Source organism: Prevotella sp. P6B4, from assembly GCF_000619985.1.
GTDB lineage: Bacteria > Bacteroidota > Bacteroidia > Bacteroidales > Bacteroidaceae > Prevotella.
In genome coordinates this window covers 159129-177632 of sequence record NZ_JHVE01000003.1, presented here as the reverse complement: position 1 = coordinate 177632, position 18504 = coordinate 159129, and the positions used below count along the sequence as shown (strand labels likewise).

Genomic DNA, 18504 nt, shown 5'->3' with positions numbered 1-18504 from the left:
GTGAGCGGAAAAAAATGATGTTAATCCGTGTTAATACGCCCCTAAAAAGAATTATTCGTTGTATTTTTGCAGGCAAATTAGGAACCAAACTTAAAACAAATAGTATTATGAGAGTAATTATTCAGAGTGACTATCAGAAAATGTCACAGTGGGCAGCAAACCACGTCATCGAGCGTATCAACGAGTTCAATCCAACCCCCGACCACAAATTTGTGCTGGGTCTTCCCACCGGTTCATCGCCTGTAGGCATGTACAACGAGCTGGTTGAAGCCAACCGTGCAGGTAAGGTTTCTTTCAAGAATGTGATCACCTTCAACATGGACGAGTATGTAGGTCTGCCTGAGACTCACCCTGAGAGTTATCACGCTTTCATGGCACGCAACCTGTTCGACCACATTGATTGCCCCAAGGAGAACATCCACATTCTGAACGGTAATGCTGCCGACCTGCAGGCCGAGTGCAAGCACTACGAGGAGATGATCAAGGAGGCAGGTGGCATCGACCTGTTTATCGGTGGTATCGGTCCTGATGGTCATATTGCTTTCAACGAGCCTGGTTCTTCACTGAGCAGTCGCACCCGCATGAAAACCCTGACTACCGACACCCGCATCGCCAACAGCCGTTTCTTCGGCGGCAAGCCCGAGAACGTACCCGCCCATGCGCTGACCGTAGGTGTTGGTACCGTGATGGCTGCCCGTGAGGTAATGATTCTGGTGAACGGTCATGGTAAAGCCCGCGCCATGCAGGCAGCCATCGAAGGAGCCGTTAACCACATGTGGACTATCTCTGCGCTGCAGATGCACGAGCACGGCATCATCGTGAGCGATGAGGAGGCAGCCGACGAGCTCAAGGTTTCTACCTACAAGTACTTCAAGGATATCGAAAGCGATCAGCTTTTGTAACATTGAACTTTGAACATTAAACATTGAACTTTGTGAGAAAAGTATTTATTTCAATATGCATGGCGTCATCAGTTCTTTGCTGGGCTGATGACGTTTGTGTTTCATCGCCTAACGGGAGTTTGGTGGTGACGATCAGTGATGCTGGCGGCCGATTGAGTTACAGTGCCAGCCTCGATGGAGTGAACATGTTAACATCTTCGGCTTTGGGCTTGAAGACCAGTATCGGCGACCTGACACGCGACCTGAATATCCAGGACACGAAACAGGGTTTCACCGCCGAGGAATACCAGATGCGCGGCACCAAGGCTGCGGGCAACAAGTACGAAGCCAACACGCTGAGCCTGGACGTAGTGAACAAGGACGGTGTGAAGTTCGGCATCCGTTTCCAGGTGAGCAACAACGACGTGGCGTTCCGCTACACCCTGCCCCGACAGACCATCAACCGTCGCGAGTACAAGCGCGTGCGCATCCTGTCGGAGGCGAGCAGCTTTAATTTCCCCGAAGGCACCACCACGTTTATCTCGCCACAGATTGGTCCTGAAAGCGGTTGGGAGCAGACCAAACCCTCGTACGAGGAGGGCTACTCCAACGATGCGCCCATGGATAAGGCTTCGCAATACGGTCATGGCTACATCTTCCCTGCGCTGTTCCATCTGCCTACAGGCTGGGTGCTGGTAGCCGAGACGGGGGTGAGCGGTGGTTACTGCGGCAGTCATCTGTCTGACTATCAGGTAGGTAAGGGCTACACGGTGGCCTATCCCGACCAAGGCGAAAACAATGGGTTCGGCAATGATTTTGCCGCCATCCCCCTGCCTGGCGAAACACCTTGGCGCACCATCACCATGGGTGCCGACCTGAAGCCCATCATGGAGACCACCATCAGCTACGATGTGGTGGAGCCCCAGTACAAGGCGTCGACCACTTATCAGCCCGGTCGCTACACCTGGAGCTGGCTCATCGGTCAGGACAACTCAATCAACTACGACGACCAGGTGCGCTTCATCGACCTGGCCTCGACCATGGGGTTCGAGTACTGCCTGGTGGACAACTGGTGGGACCAGAACATCGGTCGTGAGCGTATCGCCGAGCTGTCGAAATACGCGCAGTCCAAGGGTGTCCACCTGCTGATGTGGTACAACAGCAACGGCTTCTGGAACGACGCCCCCCAGACCCCACGCAACTGCATGAACACCGCCATTGCCCGCGAACGCGAGATGAGCTGGCTCGAAAGCATCGGCGTGAAGGGAATCAAGGTGGATTTCTTCGGCGGCGACAAGCAGCAGACCATGCAGCTCTACGAGGATATCCTGAGCGATGCCAACCGTCACGGTCTGCAGGTAGTGTTCCACGGCTGCACCATGCCCCGCGGCTGGGAGCGCATGTATCCTAACTTCGTGGCTTCGGAGGCTGTGCTGGCTTCGGAGAATCTCTTCTTCGGCGAGGGTGCCACCATCAGCGAGGGTTTCGACCTCACCCTGCACCCCTTCTGCCGCAATGCAACGGCCTCGATGGACTGGGGCGGCATCATCATGAACAAATGGATGTCGACCGACAACAAGAGCCGCCACACCCGTAAGACCACCGATATCTTCGAGCTTGCCACCGGTATCACCATGCAGACCTCGGTGCAGTGTGTGGCCATGCAGCCCAACAACCTGCAGGAACTGCCGCAGTTTGAGATGGACTACCTGCGCCAGTTGCCCACTACCTGGCAGCAGACCCGCTACATAGCCGGCTATCCCGGCAAGTATGTGGTGATGGCACGCCAGGCCACCAATGGTCAATGGTACATTGCCGGACTGAATGCGCAGAAGACACCGCTCACGCTGACCCTCGACCTCAATGCGTATGGCAACGGACTCTCGAAGCTGCTCATCGACGACAAGCAGCTGCAGCCCACCCAGACGGTGCTCAAGAAAGATAAGAAAGGAAAAGTGAAGGTAACCATCCAATCCAATGGTGGATTGGTTATCTACTAAGTAATAAGAAATCCCCGCCAAGTTGGCGGGGATTCTTGTTTTCTACGGGGATTCTTATTTTAGTAAACAAAAATCTGATAGTCCTTGATACTGCCCGGAGCACCCTGCTCGGCGCGTGGCAGATAGTCGATACCAGTCACGGTCTGCTGGCTGCCCAGGTCGATCACCATCAGGTGAGGCAACTCAGCACCCTTGCCCGTACGCCAGTAGGTAGATTCCTGCAGGTCGAAAGCCTTGTCGGCAGTGAAGTTACCGCGAATGATATCCTCGCTGTCGGCATATTTCACAGTCCACTGTTCACGACTGATACGACCACCGGTGGTGTTGATGGCGTAGATTTCAGCCACTGCCACGTCGACCTTGCCAGCCTGTGTCGAGAGGGCTTGCAGAGCGATGTAACGTCCCTTGGCAGGCGCATCGAAACGTACCTTCTGCCAGCCGTTGCCAGCATAGAAGCTACCCTTTGCCACAGGTGTTGCCGAGTTCAGGTCGGGCTTGTCGCCGGGATTGTTATGCGTGCGCGATTTCTCCATATTCAGTTTGTCGAGCTCGGGCTTGGTCAGTCCGGCGATAATCGGATTCGTAGGTCCGACCACGTCGAGCACAATCACCTCGTTCTTTCCCTTCTTCAACCAGCAGCCAGGCACGTAGAGTGTCTGCTGCGGACCGATGCTCCAGAAGCGGCCGATGGCATGGCCGTTCACATACACCTGTCCCTTGCCGAACTGCTCCATATCGAGGAAGGTATCGCCCACCTTCTTCAGGTTGAAGTAGCCGCGATAGTAGCCCATCTTTGTGTGATGAGGAACAATGTTTGGCGAATGGGTCTCAAATGCATTCTTAGCCGTCTGATAATCATCGGGGATGGTCATGATGGTCCAGCGCTTCAGGTTCCAGATGAGCTCATGGCCATCAACCTCGCTTGAGAGGGTGACGCTGTTGGTGATGCCCTTGTAGTCCTTGATGGCGCGTCCGAAGTTGATGCGTCCCATTGCCTCGATGTATATATCCAGTACCTGTCCTTTCTTGACAGCAGGCAACTGCAGGCTGTTCTCATTGCGCACACGGTCTATTTTGCCCACGTACTTATTGTCAATGAACACCTGTGCAAAGTCGTGCCCCTCGTCGAGCGTCAGTACGCTGGGTTTGGTTATCTCGGGAAGAACAGTGGTATAGACGATGCTACCCCAGCCCTGTTCCAATTCCTCCATGGTACGCAGCTCACTGTCCATCACCACGCTGTCTACTCCCATAAGCAGATCTGCGTGCTCCGTAAGTTCAAATGCTGGTATCGATATGAACTGCGCCGGCATCTTGGGGATGGCGGGCAGCTTGGTGGTGCTGTACTTCTGCATCATCTGGCGCAGCTTGAAGTATTTGTCGGTAGTCCCGCCATACTCGTTGATGGGGGCATCGTAGTCGTACGAGGTCACATCGGGTGCGAAACCGGGCGAGTTGGCACCAGCCCAGTGGCCGAACGAGGTGCCGCCGTGGGTCATGTAGAGCGAGAACGAGATACCCTTAGACAGCATCTCATCCATACCGTCCACCATATCCTTGGCAGGGCGTGTCTCGTGGTTGGCACCCCACTTGTCGAACCAGCCGCTCCAGAACTCCGAGCACATCAGCGGCGCGTTGGGGCGCAGCTCCTTCAGGCGTTTGAACTGCTGGTCGATATTGGCACCTGTACCAAAGTTCATGGTCCAGACGAGGTCGTCGAGTCCGTTCTTCTCGAAGTTCGAGCTCCAGTCGCACTGGAAGAGGGTGAGTTCCTTGCCATAGATGCCACGCAGACAGTCGCGTATCTCGCTCACATAGGGTTTGTCCTCGCCATACGAGCCGTACTCGTTCTCCACCTGCACCATGATGATCGGGCCACCCTTCTGGATGGTCAGTGGTGCCAGCTGCTCGCCCACCTTCTGCTCGAACAGCTTCACACGCTCCATAAAATAAGGATCGCGCTCGCGCAGGCGGATGTCCTTCTTTTTCAACAGCCACCAGGGCAGTCCGCCCATCTCCCACTCGGCACATACGTAGGGTCCGGGACGCACAATGACGTACATACCGTTCTTCTGCGCCAGGCGACAGAACTCTGCCACATCGTTGTTGCCGCTGAAGTCGAACTGTCCCTCACGCTGCTCGTGGATGTTCCAGAACACGTAGATGCAGAGGGTGTTCATGCCGAGCGCCTTGCACATCTTGATGCGATGCTCCCAGTACGGACGCGGGATGCGGGGATAGTGTACCTCGGCCGCCTTGACCACGAATGGCTCACCGTTCAGGAGGAATGTCTTGTTGCCAACGGTGAAGTCGCCGGCATGCATCAGCATCGGAATCGTCAGTAACAATGCTGTAATTAGTAGTCTCACCTTTTTCATTTTGTATCTTTTACTTTGTTTTTTTGCGCAAAGATACAAAATTTCGGGCACGAATGATGTGAATTCCGCAATTATTTCATAATTTTGCGGAAAATTATCAATATCATATGAAAAGAATTACATTACTGCTATTAGCAATCGTCGTTGCCGGGATGGCAAAGGCTGAAGATGGGCACCAGCTGTGGCTGAGAAACAAAGTGGTAGGCAAGGCCGTGGTGAAGGGTCCGAAGTGCCAGGCAGCCGAGGAGCTGACCCGGTATGCCAATCACGACATGGAACTGTGCCTCGACCCGAAGATGGACGAGGATGCCTATCGCGTCAGCGGTCATACCATCACAGCGAAGAATGCCACAGGACTGCTCTACGGTGCCTATGCCGTGCTGCAGCAGCAGGCTGGCGGCGCTGCCGTTCGTGAAGGCGTCACCGAGAAACCATTCTACCGTCTGCGCATTCTGAACCACTGGGACAATCTGGATGGCAGCATCGAGCGCGGCTATGCCGGACTGAGCATCTTCTGGAAGAATCCTGCGCAGCCCATCGACCGCGAGCTGGTGAAGGAATACGCCCGTGCCAATGCATCGATCGGCATCAACGGCACTGTGCTCAACAATGTGAATGCCTCGCCCAAGATGCTCACAACCACCTATATTAATAAGGTAAAGGAGATAGCCGACATTCTGCGCCCCTACGGCATCAAGGTCTATCTGTCGGTGAACTTCGCCTCGCCCATGAATGTAGCCGTGAAAGGCGTGAACAAGGGCAAGGTACTGAAGACTGCCGACCCGCTGAACCCACAGGTGAAGGCGTGGTGGAAGGCCAAGGCCAAGGAGATATACCAGCTGATTCCCGACTTCGGCGGCTTCTTAGTGAAGGCCAATTCGGAGGGACAGCCCGGTCCGTTCGACTACAAGCGCACCCATGCCGACGGTGCTAATATGCTGGCTACCGCTGTAAAGCCTTTTGGTGGTATCATCATGTGGCGCTCGTTCGTGTATGGCGCTGCCCATAGCGGCGAGGACCGTGTGAAGCAGGCAGTGAGCGAATTCAAGAACCTCGACGGCAAGTTTGCCGACAACGTCATCCTGCAGTCGAAGAACGGTCCGCTCGACTTCCAGCCCCGCGAGCCCTACGCCCCCATCTTCGATAACATCCATCATACCAAGCAGATGGCCGAGCTGCAGATCACACAGGAATACCTGGGTCAGAGCCGCCATCTGGTGTATCTCGCCCCCATGTGGCGCGAGTTCTTCGGCTTCGTGGCTCCCGAGAAGCTGGTGGGTATCGCAGGTGTGGCTAACATAGGTTTGGATCGTAACTGGTGCGGTCACCACTTCTCGCAGGCCAACTGGTATGCCTTCGGCCGACTGGCTTGGAACCCCAACCTGACGAGCGAGCAGATAGCCCGCGAGTGGTTAGGACTGACCTTCGATGCTGCCGACAACCAGGCACTCGAGTCGGTGATGCTGCGCTCGCGCGAGGCGTGCGTGGATTATATGATGCCCATCGGTTTGCACCATATCTTCACATTCGATCACCACTACGGCCCAGGTCCGTCGGAATTCCAGCCCAATGCGCCCATCGAGTGGTGCCCCGTGTACTATCACAAGGCCAATACCGACTCGATAGGTTTCGACCGCACCCATACGGGCTCGAACGCCACGGCACAGTATCGCGAGCCTTACTGCCAGCTGTACGACGACGTGAACACCTGCCCCGAGCGCTACCTGCTGTGGTTCCACCGCGTGCCATGGAGCTTCCGCCTGAAGAGCGGTCGCACGGTGATTGAGGAGATGGACTACCGCTATGCGCGCGGCGTGAGCGAGGTAGAGGACTTTATCCGTGTATGGCAGGCGCAGAAGGGCTGCATCGACCAGCAGCGCTGGCAGGAGGTTGACCTCCGTCTGCAGCACCAACTGGAGAACGCCAAGGAGTGGCAACGCGTGTGCATGAACTACTTCAGCGGATTTACCAAACAAGCGAAATGACGCACTGGTGCACTGACGCACAACGAGAAACAACGATCCCTCGCCATCACGGCGGGGGATCATTGTTTTCAGAGCATCACCGTACCGGTTTTGCGATACACGGCGCGACCCTGACTGTTACTACGCCCGTCGCTCACCTTCTCGATAAGGTGGTCGCTCTGCAGGCGGCTCATGCGACTACGGGCGGCATTCTCATTCTGTAGCTCAAAGCAACGCATCACATCGTCGGCGGTAAACTCGTCGGGCAGGCGGTTGAAGGACTCGATGGTACGCCCACGGCGCTGGATATTGACACTGGCATCGCGCTGTTTGTTATCGAAATAGCTCTCGGCCATGCGTCCGAAATAGTGGCGCTGACAAGCGTACTGGATGTTGACAATAAGCTCGGCCAACCGCCAGTCGATGTCGTCGGTATTGAAGGTGCCGCACCAGAATTCGCCTTCTTGATGGAGCTCGCCCCAGTGACGCATCACGATGAATGGGGCGGCGAAATTCAAGCCGTGGTAAGCGCAGCGCTTCAGTAGCATCTCGTCGGCGCGCGACTGGTTGTCGGCAGCGTCGGCCATGCGGCGGGCCGTCCAGTCGTATAGCTCGTCCACCAGCCGCTGCACAGAGAGTTCGCCCTTGGTGCGGTCCAGTTTCTTCGCCCACTCCTTCAGTCGCTCGTCACTGTCGTAGTCGATGGTCGATTCGCGTGTCAGCATCTGGAAATTGGTGGCTGGCAGGGGGATGCAGGTGAGTCGGGTGGCAAGACCGGAGCCGAAGTTCTGTTCATTCACCTTCTTCTTCAGGGCGATGGGTGTGCCAGTGTAGATGAAGTTCCAGGTGACGAAGAAATCCTGCAGTACGGAGTCGTTGTTAGAGTACGCCTGACCGTCTTCCTCGTTGTGGAAAGCCTTGAGTTCGAGCGACATCTTGTCGATCCACGAGCCGCCGCGCTGCACACTGACGGTGTTGTCGAGCTCGGTGTCGAAAGTGAGCATATGGAGCTGCATGGGACGGCCGTCGACCTCCTCCACCGAGTTGACCATGTCTTGGATAAACTGGGCGTTCGAGGTGCGTGCGGGGTGGATGCGCACAACAACCTTGGGTTTCTTGGGTTTCTCCTTGTTGGCACCCTTGGTGCGCATCTGTTCACGATAGGCGTTGATGGCGTCCTTACCCGTCTGGTCGGCAGCGATGATGGGTGCTGCCAGCAGCTTGTAGAGGCGGGTTGCGAAGGATTTTCCGCTGGCAGGGTCGCCAATGATAAATGTAGAATTGTTCAATCGGCGCAGCTCTTCAGGTCGGTGGTAGAAACGGTAGGTACAGCGGGTCATCAGCGTCATCATCAGTCCACCGGCCACAAACAGGGCGGCGGGATACTGGTTGCGCTTCAGTCCCTTGCACACATCCTTCAGGGCTGGATAGTATACGCTCAGCGCCTCAATCTCCTCGCCCCACGCCCAGAGTTGCCGGGCCATGTTGTCGTCCTCCAGTTGCGAGGTAGCAGCCACTGCCTCGCGGAGTTTCTTGGGCATGTACTCATGATACTTGAAGTCCATCACCGAGCGCACCGTACCAGCCACATCTTCGCCTTCTTTCGCCAGGTCCTGCACCCATGGCAGCGTCATCACCACCTCGGTGATCTTGGTGGGATTCTTACCAATCACATAGCGGAGATGACTGGCCAGGTCGACCAAGGTGTTGTGACGGTTGTTTGCCAGGTTTACGCCTTGCATCCACTTGTCGATAATCTCGCTCACAGGCATGCCGTTGAATTCTTCTTGCAGCGGACTACAGGACTTAAGGACTTTTTCAGTAGCAGAATCAGTCCTGATTTCCGTTGCAGAATGATCTCTCGTAGCCTGGCTATGACCGCCGCGATATAGAGCAGTATATCGCTCAGCAAATGCCTGGTTCTCATAAGTAAACAGTTCTTTGTCGATGTAGAGGATGTCGCACTCCTTGCAGATGAAGCTCATGCGCGAAGCGTCCTTGCAACTCTCATCCACCTCCACGCCCAGTAGCTGTGCCATCTGGTGCTGGTTGTCGATAAGGTTGCCCCAATCGGTACGGGCCTTAAACACAATCTTCACGCCCTTACCACTGGGCGTGATGTAGATAAGCACAATGCCTAATGCCTTCAGGTCGAGACCCTTATCAATCCAGCCCTGATACAAGGTGAGCGGGTGGTCGACGTGATCCACGTCCATCACCACCAGGCCCGTGAGTTGGGTGGCAGCCTGCTTGCGCCATGCCCCTGCCCTGCCCGCCTTCGAGGTGGTTGGGCTGAAGGTGGCCTGGAAGATAAACGCCGGCAACTTACGCTTGAGCGAGGCGTCGCCCGACTGGCGAAAGCGATCGATGATGTCGTGCCACTGCTGCGCCCTGACGAGCGCATAGAACTGCGCTTCGTCAACGGGCAATGTAGGATTACTAAAATTACTCTGATAACAAAACATACGGTTAAACTACTCGAAAAATCTGTTGGCTTCCCATTCGCGGCGGCGCTCCAGCCCCGCCAGCTTTCTGCCGCCGGCATACACCCAGCGCTTGAACTCACGACGGATCTGCGCGCGGCTCCTGCCCTGGCGGATCAGCTTGAGCAGCGTGGAGCTCTGCAAACGACCGATGCCCAGGTTGAAGACAAACGATACAAGCGCATCGAACTGCCCCTGAGTGCGCGCCACGCGCAGGCGGCGCACCTGAGCCTCAACGGCACCGAGGTCCTTACTGAGCAGCTCGGTGGCCCAATATTCACTGATGCGGTCGCCCTCGCTGATATCGGGGCCCGTATGACCGTAGCCAATGGTGAGTACACCCGCGCTGTCGCGGTAGGCCTGCAGCCGCAAGCCCTCAAACGTTTTCAACTGACTGATTAAAATTTCACTCGATTCCATAGTTTTTCTTCTCGTTTCTGAATTTCACTCGTTTCAAAATATTAAAGGTGTCGGCCATCTCGTAGTGAGGGCAGACAAAACGCTGCTCCACCTGCTGATGCGAGAGGCGGCACTGGCGCGTGCCATCGATCAGGATCTCCCTGTGGCGGCATGAGGCACAGATGCGGTTGATAACTGCTTTCATGTGGCGGGATCAGAAGTTTGGATAACCCAGCTTGGCATTGAGGAAGTGCAGGCCGGCAATGGTCCACGTCATATAGTGGCGAATCTTCTTCCGGCCCTTCAGACTGTAGCTCACGTGGGTGCGCATGGCGGTGTAACCGCGGCCCTCCAGGCTCTCGGCCAGATTCCATCGCCCGTGGGCACGGTACTGGATGCCCATGTCGACGAGCACAGCGTTGAAGTCGATTGTGGTCATGTTGAAGGTCTTCGCCACCTGCGTGGCAGTGAGCGTGTCCTCGGCCTCCTCGTTGAGCAATCGTAGTCCGTGGCCTACAATCTCATCCGCCATTGCTATGATCTTCTTCGGCGGCAATGCGGGCAGGTTCGTGTCCTGTACGGCGGGGGAGTTCTGTGCGGCGGCATCCAGTCGCTCGTGCTCCAGCTGTTCCCAGCGCAGCACCAGTCGGGCACGTGCCTCGTCGTTGAACTTGGTGGCAATATAGAGTGTCTCTATCTTGGTGAGCTGGTAGCAAGGGCGAAGCTCGCCCTTCTTGTCGCGATACTCAACCAATCCAAATTTGGTTCCGTTCACTTTCACCCAGGCGGGCTCCATGTTTCGGATGCTACGCATCACGTGCGTGTGCAACTTACCGGTTACTTCAGCTATTTCCAGCGAAGTCATCATGTGTTGGGGATTGTGGCACTGCTCGTTGCCCTGGCAACGGCGGCCGTTATTGTTGATCATACTGATCATGATTGATGTTTGTTCCATATAAATAATAATGTTTAAATGATTAATACTGTTTTTTCTTGTGTAGTCTCACTGGTTGGTGGTCGCCCGGGCCTTCCCGTGCGGTGTGTGGTCGGTTTTCATCATGTCAAAGAGCGCGTGCCAATCAACGATCGACGCTGCAAAAGTACGCACCTTTTCCCCACCCGCCAATCTTTGAAAAAACGTTCTCCCAAATCTTCTCCCAGAATCGTTCATTTTCTCCCATAATTAACATCAAACATTTCAGTCAGACTCCAGAATACTAAACAAAAAAGCCCCCGGATGGAGGCTTTAGAGTGTTTTGGCGGCTTAAGGTTAATCCATGCGCGCGCAAAGATAATGCAGTAGTGCCAGTTCACGGCGCGAGGCACCGTTTTCCTCCCAGCGGTGGATAGGCTTATGCATGTAGGGATGATGGTTGAAAGTACGGTGGATGGTGCCTTGCGGACAGGGATAGTTGAACACGGGTGGCTTGGCCATAGGGGCTATCATGCGTTCAAAATCGCTTACGCTACCCTGATAGTCTGCCATGTCGCGCGCTACCGCATAGACTACCGCCCACGACGTCGACGCCCAGAACAGAGGCGATGCATCAGTTGCTGCCTGCATCAGTTGCTGCAATGGCGAATAGTGTTGCTGCTCTTCCAGCAATTGCCGCAATATCGCCAGGCATTCCTCCTCGCGCTTGCGAGCCCAAAGATTAAATACTCGGTGAATCAGGTTCACCATGTCGGGAGCGATCTCCATTTCTCCGAAGTTCTTCTCTTTCTTTTCCATTTTAATTTTTAATTAATAGTTGAGTGAATTTGTATTGCTACGGCTGCAAAATAAAAAAGAGGCTGTCCCATAAGTCGGGACACCCCCTCATTTCTTAACAACTTTTAAATCCTCTGGTGCATATTTTACATATTTTTACACCAGTTTTGCTACTAACCGCCTTAAAACCCCATGCAGGAGGTGGCTCCCAGTGCAGTCAGGATGGCAGTTGCGATTGATGCAATCAGCTGCACGATAAACTTAATGCTTTCTTTCTTGTTCATAGTTTTAGTCATTAAAAAGTTCAAAGTTAATACTTCGTATTGAGCCCTCTCACACTCGGCATAGCTCAAGCAAGCTTGGCTCTGCTCTCGCTTAATCGAGGCCTTCAAAGTTCAAAGTTCAAAGTTCAAAGTAGTTGGGGCTTTTGCCCCAAGCGCTAATCTTCGGTGCTGCCGTCGGGGTTGGGCTCACTGCCTCCGCCGTTACCGCCGGTGCTACCGCCCGAATTGCCGCCGGTGCTGCCACTGTCACCACCAGTGTTGCCGCCCGAATTGCCGCCGCTCTGGGTAGGCTCGTCGTCGCTCTTGGTCAGCGTCTCCACGTTGATAAACTCGGCCTGCTTCAGGAATTCGCGACTTGAGATGTTCATCTCCTGCTCCTGCTCGGGCATGAAGCGGATGTGCAGCGCCTTCAGGTGGGTAGATACGTTGAACTTGTCCTTGCTCACTGCGCCACCCTTCTGATTCTCGATGGTGCAGTAGAAGGTGCCCAGACCATCGATCTTCACCTTTTTCGAGTCGAGTAGCATCTCGATGAGACATGAGCGGAACTTCTCCAGCACGCCAAACACCACATCCTGAGTGTACACACTGCCATGCTCGCTGATGTGCTTAGCCAGCTTACGGGTGTTCAGGGTCTCCAGGCTCTTCACATAGCCGAACCACTTACCGAAAGCAGCCGAGGTCTCGGCCTTGTTCTGCTTTACTTCGTACAAAATCTTTGCCATACTTTCTTTACTCTGTTCTCGTAGTATTGATAAACTTGATTAACTGTGTGTGTTATTGACAATGCAAAGATACGAAAAATCGCCGAGGCGCACAAGTGTTTTTGCAATTATTATGGCCTTTTTTTCGTTGCCGTAATACACCACCGTGGTGTCCGTAATACATGGAGCCCGTAGCCGTAATCCCCGTCGGGGCACACCGCCCCGTCAGTACGAAGTGCACCAGTGCACCAGTGCAACATGAACAATCACACTGCTGCCTAACCTATATATATTTTTTATATATATTATAATATATATAAAATTAAAATAGCATATTATGATTCACCATCATCATCCAACACACTCAACGGTGCACTGCCGCACTGGTGCACACTCGCAAGCTTTTCCCGCTTGCGCAGTTAGCCAGAATGTGAAGGATGGATTAAAGCAACAAAATTTGAATTGGGCAAGATTTTATAAAACAAGACTTCAAAAAGATACTGTTTTAATGTAACTATCTGTATATTAGAGGGCTAATTCTTTAATTTATTATTTCTGCTTTTTTTTCATTGGAATTATGTAACTTTGCACAAAATAACGTGTAATCGCACAGCAACAAAAGACGTGTAATCACACGCCACAAAAAGACGTGTAACTCCACGGCAACAAATAACGTGTAACAAAACAAATTTCCCTAAAAAACTTATCGAAATCTTGCATATTCAGAAAAAAGCATTATATTTGCACCCGAAATGAAGAAGATTCTCGGATAAGTCGTCCGAAATTAAACGATAACAGAACCCGTCGGCATCCCGTAGATCTGCTGGCGGGTCACCTTTTTATATATCGTGACAAGAAAAAAACGCTCACCAGTAAATTCCTGTGTTTATCCGTATATCATTGACAGCCTATAGAGAAAGAGCACTGAAACGGAAACGGTTCAACCCTGCCTGAGATTTAATTATGTCGAATTCGGCACAATTAAAATTCGGATTCATCAACCGCTCCCATATTCCAAGGAACTCAATGGTATTGCGGTTGCGCAGCCAGTTTGCACTCTATCAAAGCATACGCAAGGAAATCTTGTTTTTTGAGGTATTTCATTCGGTGTTTTTGAGGTTTTTTAATCTGTTTATTTGATACTGCTTGACATCCGCACTGTCGGTCAACACTGCTTCACAGACAAGATGAAGCGGTTTAATCCAGCGGCATTTTTAAAAAGAAACGTCCCACCCTGGTCCGCTGGTCTTGCGACGAGAAGCGTGGTGGGATTATAGTTTCTGGAGCCAGACTATGATGGTGGCGAGGGCCTCCTCGGAGATGGTCTCCTCTATCTGGTAGTACTCGTCGGGGCGACCGGTGGTGCAGCGCTGGAACAGGTGGTTATGCCCTTCGAGCGCCACAATCTGCGTACGCTTGTTCCTGGGCAACAGGCGGCGCAGCACGGGCAGGTTCATTTCGGCAGGCACCTGACAGTCCTTTGTGCCATTCATCGCCAGCACAGGGCACTTGGTGTTGGTGATATTCTCTGTGGGGTCGTAGTCCATAAAGTAAGTCAGCCACGCGTTTGTCTTCACCATGCTGCGCAGCTGCTCCATGGTGATGCCCTTGGCTAAGGGACTGCCGCTGTTCTGGGTCTGATACAGCATGATGCTATCGCCCTTGACGGCAGGACCTGCCAGCGACACGATGAAGTCCAACTTCTTCTGCGCAGCCAACATAAAAGCTATCAGTCCGCCCTCGCTGTGGCCCAGCAGTCCCACTTTCTTGAATCGCTTCTGAGCACGCAGCCACGCGATACCTGCAGCGGCATCCTCAGCCAGATCGGCCGATGTAGCGTTCTTCATATCGCCACCTACCGACTGGCCTACACCACGATCATCGTAGCGCAGCGTGGCAATGCCAGCGCGCGCCAAGCGGTCGGCTATCACTGCAAAGGGTTTGTGGGCAAATATCTCTTCATCGCGATTCTCAGGGCCGCTGCCTGTCACCATCAGCAGCACATACTTTGAACCACCAGCGGGTATGGTTAGCGTACCAGCGAGTGTGGCACCAGCCTTGGCGTTCTGGAACGTCACTTCCTCTGTCTCGTAGGGATATGGTGGTTGTGGGGTTTGTGGGCGCTTCAATTCGACTTTCTCGCTTGGCTTAAGGCTCAATGGCAGCATAAAGCCCCTCTGAGTGAAGGTTCCTTTCAACTCACCATTCTGCAATTTGGCAGCATAAGATGCATTAAGCGAAGCAATGCTTACGTTGACAGAATCAGCAGAAACAAAGTGGGTTGTGGCTGCTATGCCATAAGCACCTTGGTCTGGACTATCGAGTGTGCATTTGCCATCGTCGCTCAAATTCAGCACTACCTTAATCTTCTGAAAACCAGCATTCAGCTCGCCACTCCAAGTGCCATTGATGTTTTGAGCTTGGACGGTTAGGCTCATGCAAGCTAAAGCAATAGTGAATAACAACTTCTTCATACGCCTCTCACAATATAAATCATTATCAAAATGCCAACAGTAACCAAAGCGAAGGTAAGCAGTCTTTTCTTGTTTTCATTTTTAAACATATTGAAATGGTATAACTTATATACCCACGATGGTACCATCATAAATATGCCAATGGCCGACATATAGATAAACACATTTTTGTGCAAGAAATCTAAAAATGGAAAGTGTATTAGCATCTTGCCAACAATGCCTATGCCTAATATTACACAGCCTACGTAATACAGATATGCAACAAACTTTCTAAGTATCATCTTGCTCTTTGAATAAGGTAAATATTTTCTCATAAATTACCTCGCTTTAAAAATAAGTACACAGAACACGATGATCACGGCGAACATCAGCCCCACCACGGCGAGGATGGGCACAGCCGAGGGACTGACAGCCACCAGCGAGGTGTAGGCAATGACGGCAGTGAGGGCCAGCATGACCAGACTGAGCACACGTATCATACGGATGGCCAGTGCGTATTGGCGCGGTGTCTGAATCTTGACGGGGATGTTGATGGTGTGGGGAAAGTAGGCGGTACCCAACAGGATGACACCAGCAACCGACGTGAAGATAGCGGCAAACAGGATGCTGTACTTCGAGTCGTAGCTGGCGGCACGGCCCAGGTCGTCGAAGTGGGTCGGCACCACATCGGGCGCTTTCTGCAGGGCAATGATGATAAACACCCACACAGCTATCAGCAGCACCAGGAACACCAGCTCAAAGATGGTCCCCTCGAGTGTGCGATTTACTTTAATCTTCTCTGGTTTCATTGTTTTCTTTCTTTTTCTTTGGTAGACGCTTGGCTTTGCGCAGGGCCTCTGTGATGATCCACTGCAGCTGGCCATTGGTGCTACGGAACTCGTCCGCAGCCCAGGCCTCTATCGCGTCCATCGTGTCGGCATCAACACGCAGGATAAAACTCTTAGTGGATTTCTTATCAGCCATAAATGTTCAATGATCAATGATTTAAAGTGCCGGTATTTACAACTGGCTGAGCATTATCGTCGCCACAGAGCACTACCAGCAGATTGCTCACCATGGCAGCCTTCTTGTCGTCGTCGAGCTCTACAATCTCCTCGCTTGAGAGTTTATCGAGCGCCATCTTTACCATTGACACGGCACCCTCCACGATCTTCTCGCGGGCAGTGATGATGGCGCTGGCTTGCTGGCGACGCAGCATGACAGCAGCAATCTCAGGAGCGTAGGCCAGATAGTTGATACGCGCCTCAACCACCTCGATACCAGCCAGTGCCAGGCGCTCGTCGAGCTTCTGTTCCAGCTGCTCGTTAATCTCGTCGGCACTCGAGCGCAGGGTGGGCTCACCTGTCTTGGTGTCCTCATCGTCGTAAGCATACTGACCAGCCACCTGGCGAAGGGCTGCATCGCTCTGCACACGTACAAAGTTCTCGAGTGCGTTCATCAGTCCCTTGGTGTCGCTGCCAACGGCGTTGGGGTTCGAAGCCATGGTCTGTGTATCAACCTCGAACAGGGCCTTGTAGGTATCCTTCAGTTTCCACACCAGCACTAGACCAATCATCACTGGGTTACCTGTCTTATCGTTCACCTTGATAGGTTCAGCGTCTAGGTTGCGCGCACGCAGACTCACCTTCTTGGTGCCATAGAATGGGTTGATCCAGAAGAAACCGGTCTGTGCGAAGGTACCAGCATACTTACCAAACCAGGTGGTAACGCGCGCCTCGTTGGGTTCCAACTGCATGTGGCCGCACCACATGATGATATTCACGATGATCATCACGCCGCAATAAGCAAGCAACCAGCCGCCCTGCGAACCACCGGTAGCGTCGAGCATAATGATGCTCTCAACGATACCTACAATCGTCAGAACCAATACAGCAAGGTTTACAAACAACATCAGGAATCCGTTCATGACCGATCCTCTGAACTCAAACTCTTTTGTCTCCATAACATTTATAATTTTCAGTGGTTACTAAATTGATATCATTTTGATATCGCAAAGATATGAACTTTAACCGAACCAACAATGGATTCGTTGAAATAATTAGCAAGATTTAACATTGTAGTGAAAAAAAAATGATTATCTTTGCACCCATGAATATCAAGGAAATAGAGAACAAGCGCATTGCCGTACTGCTTTCGGGCGGCGTGGACAGTAGCGTAGTGGTGCACGAGTTTGCCCAGCTGGGCCTGCATCCCGACTGTTTTTACATCAAGATCGGGCCCGAGGAACAGGAGGAGTGGGACTGCTCATCAGAGGAGGACCTGGAGATGGCTACCGCCGTATCGCACAAGTACGGCTGCAAGCTGGAGGTGATCGACTGCCACAAGGAGTACTGGGATCAGGTGACGAAGTACACCATGGACAAGGTGCGCGCCGGACTGACACCCAACCCCGACGTGATGTGCAACCGACTGATCAAGTTCGGCGCATTCGACGAGAAGCGAGGCCACGACTACGACCTCATTGCCACCGGCCACTACGCCATGACCGAGACCGACGAGAATGGCGACAAATGGCTCTGCACCAGTCCCGACCCGGTGAAGGACCAGACCGACTTCCTGGCTCAGATAGCCGACTGGCAGCTGAAGAAAGCCCTCTTCCCCATCGGCCACTACGTGAAGGACGAGGTGCGCGTCATCGCCGAGCGCGAGCACTTGGTAAATGCCAAGCGCAAGGACTCGCAGGGCATCTGTTTCCTCGGCAAGATCAACTACAACGACTACATACGCCGCTACTTAGGCGAGCAGCCGGGCGACGTGATTGAACTGGAGACAGGCCGCCGCATCGGCGAGCACAAGGGACTGTGGTTCCATACCATCGGCCAGCGCAAAGGCATGGGCTTCGGCGGTGGTCCATGGTTCGTAGTGAAGAAGGACGTGGCTAATAATATATTATATGTATCGCACGGCTACGACCCCGAGACGGCCTACAAGCAGGATTTCCCCGTACACGGATTCCACTTCCTCACCCGCGAGCTGCAGCCCACCGAGGTGACATTCAAGATCCGCCACACACCCGAATACCATCCTGCCACACTCGAAAGGACCGCTGCGGGCGAGTTTATCGTCCACTCACAGCACAAGATCCACGGCGTGGCGCCAGGGCAGTTCTGCGTGGTCTACGACAAGGACCATCACCGCTGCTTAGGTTCCGGCGAAATCACCATCTGAAAACAATAAATCCCTCGCTCTGGTGGAGCGGGGGATTATTTTTTTCGTATTGCACAGT

16 protein-coding genes and 1 pseudogene are annotated in these 18504 nt (G+C 53.3%); 4 read left to right on the top strand and 13 right to left on the bottom strand.

Annotation, left to right across the window (positions count from 1 at the left end; translation table 11 throughout):
* The first annotated feature begins 107 nt into the window (after positions 1 to 107).
* Positions 108 to 902, top strand: a complete 795-nt coding sequence (gene nagB / locus T491_RS0103075; protein WP_028902572.1) for a glucosamine-6-phosphate deaminase — start codon at positions 108 to 110, stop codon at positions 900 to 902.
* Positions 903 to 961: 59 nt separating this feature from the next.
* Positions 962 to 2881, top strand: a complete 1920-nt coding sequence (locus tag T491_RS0103070; RefSeq protein WP_036915178.1) for a glycoside hydrolase family 97 protein — start codon at positions 962 to 964, stop codon at positions 2879 to 2881.
* Positions 2882 to 2940: 59 nt separating this feature from the next.
* Here T491_RS0103070 and T491_RS0103065 read toward each other — a convergent pair whose 3' ends face one another.
* Entirely contained in the window at positions 2941 to 5259 is a 2319-nt protein-coding gene (locus tag T491_RS0103065; RefSeq protein WP_028902570.1) for a beta-galactosidase, read from the bottom strand.
* Between the two features lie 107 nt (positions 5260 to 5366).
* Between T491_RS0103065 and T491_RS0103060 the strand changes: the two genes are divergently transcribed.
* Positions 5367 to 7244 (top strand): alpha-glucuronidase, encoded by a 1878-nt coding sequence (locus T491_RS0103060; protein ID WP_028902569.1) that lies wholly within the window; start codon positions 5367 to 5369, stop codon positions 7242 to 7244.
* 68 nt (positions 7245 to 7312) lie between these two features.
* Here the strand turns inward: T491_RS0103060 and T491_RS0103055 are convergent, their stop codons facing one another.
* The 12 genes and pseudogenes from T491_RS0103055 to T491_RS0102995 form a co-directional block, all read right to left on the bottom strand.
* Positions 7313 to 9688 (bottom strand): BT4734/BF3469 family protein, encoded by a 2376-nt coding sequence (locus T491_RS0103055; protein ID WP_081773216.1) that lies wholly within the window; start codon positions 9686 to 9688, stop codon positions 7313 to 7315.
* Between the two features lie 9 nt (positions 9689 to 9697).
* Positions 9698 to 10126 carry a lysozyme gene (locus T491_RS0103050; protein ID WP_028902567.1) on the bottom strand — a complete coding sequence of 143 codons (429 nt, stop codon included), beginning with the start codon at positions 10124 to 10126 and terminating at the stop codon, positions 9698 to 9700.
* On the bottom strand, positions 10113 to 10310 hold the full coding sequence (locus T491_RS0103045; RefSeq protein WP_028902566.1) for a hypothetical protein: 198 nt from the start codon (positions 10308 to 10310) through the stop codon (positions 10113 to 10115). The genes T491_RS0103050 and T491_RS0103045 overlap by 14 nt, the downstream gene beginning before the upstream one ends.
* A 9-nt stretch (positions 10311 to 10319) precedes the next feature.
* The gene (locus T491_RS16895) at positions 10320 to 11060 is read right to left on the bottom strand and encodes a Rha family transcriptional regulator (RefSeq protein WP_231480167.1); all 741 of its coding nucleotides are present in this window, start codon (positions 11058 to 11060) and stop codon (positions 10320 to 10322) included.
* 315 nt (positions 11061 to 11375) lie between these two features.
* Complete coding sequence (locus tag T491_RS0103030) at positions 11376 to 11837, bottom strand: hypothetical protein (RefSeq protein WP_028902565.1); 462 nt, start codon at positions 11835 to 11837, stop codon at positions 11376 to 11378.
* 161 nt (positions 11838 to 11998) lie between these two features.
* Positions 11999 to 12100 (bottom strand): smalltalk protein, encoded by a 102-nt coding sequence (locus T491_RS17580; protein ID WP_155950003.1) that lies wholly within the window; start codon positions 12098 to 12100, stop codon positions 11999 to 12001.
* A gap of 155 nt (positions 12101 to 12255) precedes the next feature.
* Positions 12256 to 12825 (bottom strand): hypothetical protein, encoded by a 570-nt coding sequence (locus T491_RS0103020; RefSeq protein WP_028902563.1) that lies wholly within the window; start codon positions 12823 to 12825, stop codon positions 12256 to 12258.
* A gap of 902 nt (positions 12826 to 13727) precedes the next feature.
* Positions 13728 to 13853 (bottom strand): annotated as a pseudogene (locus T491_RS18000) (KilA-N domain-containing protein); the annotation flags it as partial.
* Between the two features lie 222 nt (positions 13854 to 14075).
* Complete coding sequence (locus T491_RS0103015) at positions 14076 to 15278, bottom strand: S9 family peptidase (protein ID WP_028902562.1); 1203 nt, start codon at positions 15276 to 15278, stop codon at positions 14076 to 14078.
* Positions 15279 to 15595: 317 nt separating this feature from the next.
* On the bottom strand, positions 15596 to 16066 hold the full coding sequence (locus tag T491_RS0103005) for a DUF1648 domain-containing protein (RefSeq protein ID WP_028902560.1): 471 nt from the start codon (positions 16064 to 16066) through the stop codon (positions 15596 to 15598).
* The gene (locus T491_RS0103000; protein WP_028902559.1) at positions 16047 to 16241 is read right to left on the bottom strand and encodes a hypothetical protein; all 195 of its coding nucleotides are present in this window, start codon (positions 16239 to 16241) and stop codon (positions 16047 to 16049) included. The genes T491_RS0103005 and T491_RS0103000 overlap by 20 nt, the downstream gene beginning before the upstream one ends.
* Positions 16242 to 16254: 13 nt before the next feature.
* On the bottom strand, positions 16255 to 17220 hold the full coding sequence (locus T491_RS0102995; RefSeq protein ID WP_028902558.1) for an SPFH domain-containing protein: 966 nt from the start codon (positions 17218 to 17220) through the stop codon (positions 16255 to 16257).
* 146 nt (positions 17221 to 17366) lie between these two features.
* Here T491_RS0102995 and mnmA point away from each other — a divergent pair, with 146 nt between their 5' ends.
* Entirely contained in the window at positions 17367 to 18446 is a 1080-nt protein-coding gene (gene mnmA / locus T491_RS0102990; RefSeq protein ID WP_028902557.1) for a tRNA 2-thiouridine(34) synthase MnmA, read from the top strand.
* Positions 18447 to 18504: the final 58 nt, after the last annotated feature.

What these genes read in the sequence shown, in the direction of transcription:
- T491_RS0103000 (WP_028902559.1), bottom strand. Translation starts at nt 16,241, where the DNA reads ATGGCTGATAAGAAATCCACTAAGAGTTTTATCCTGCGTGTTGATGCC.
- T491_RS0103070 (WP_036915178.1), top strand. Translation starts at nt 962, where the DNA reads ATGGCGTCATCAGTTCTTTGCTGGGCTGATGACGTTTGTGTTTCATCG.
- T491_RS0103045 (WP_028902566.1), bottom strand. Translation starts at nt 10,310, where the DNA reads ATGAAAGCAGTTATCAACCGCATCTGTGCCTCATGCCGCCACAGGGAG.
- T491_RS0103055 (WP_081773216.1), bottom strand. Translation starts at nt 9,688, where the DNA reads ATGTTTTGTTATCAGAGTAATTTTAGTAATCCTACATTGCCCGTTGAC.
- T491_RS0103020 (WP_028902563.1), bottom strand. Translation starts at nt 12,825, where the DNA reads ATGGCAAAGATTTTGTACGAAGTAAAGCAGAACAAGGCCGAGACCTCG.
- mnmA (WP_028902557.1), top strand. Translation starts at nt 17,367, where the DNA reads ATGAATATCAAGGAAATAGAGAACAAGCGCATTGCCGTACTGCTTTCG.
- T491_RS17580 (WP_155950003.1), bottom strand. Translation starts at nt 12,100, where the DNA reads ATGAACAAGAAAGAAAGCATTAAGTTTATCGTGCAGCTGATTGCATCA.
- T491_RS0103060 (WP_028902569.1), top strand. Translation starts at nt 5,367, where the DNA reads ATGAAAAGAATTACATTACTGCTATTAGCAATCGTCGTTGCCGGGATG.
- T491_RS0103005 (WP_028902560.1), bottom strand. Translation starts at nt 16,066, where the DNA reads ATGAAACCAGAGAAGATTAAAGTAAATCGCACACTCGAGGGGACCATC.
- T491_RS16895 (WP_231480167.1), bottom strand. Translation starts at nt 11,060, where the DNA reads ATGGAACAAACATCAATCATGATCAGTATGATCAACAATAACGGCCGC.
- T491_RS0103015 (WP_028902562.1), bottom strand. Translation starts at nt 15,278, where the DNA reads ATGAAGAAGTTGTTATTCACTATTGCTTTAGCTTGCATGAGCCTAACC.
- T491_RS0102995 (WP_028902558.1), bottom strand. Translation starts at nt 17,220, where the DNA reads ATGGAGACAAAAGAGTTTGAGTTCAGAGGATCGGTCATGAACGGATTC.
- T491_RS0103050 (WP_028902567.1), bottom strand. Translation starts at nt 10,126, where the DNA reads ATGGAATCGAGTGAAATTTTAATCAGTCAGTTGAAAACGTTTGAGGGC.
- nagB (WP_028902572.1), top strand. Translation starts at nt 108, where the DNA reads ATGAGAGTAATTATTCAGAGTGACTATCAGAAAATGTCACAGTGGGCA.
- T491_RS0103065 (WP_028902570.1), bottom strand. Translation starts at nt 5,259, where the DNA reads ATGAAAAAGGTGAGACTACTAATTACAGCATTGTTACTGACGATTCCG.
- T491_RS0103030 (WP_028902565.1), bottom strand. Translation starts at nt 11,837, where the DNA reads ATGGAAAAGAAAGAGAAGAACTTCGGAGAAATGGAGATCGCTCCCGAC.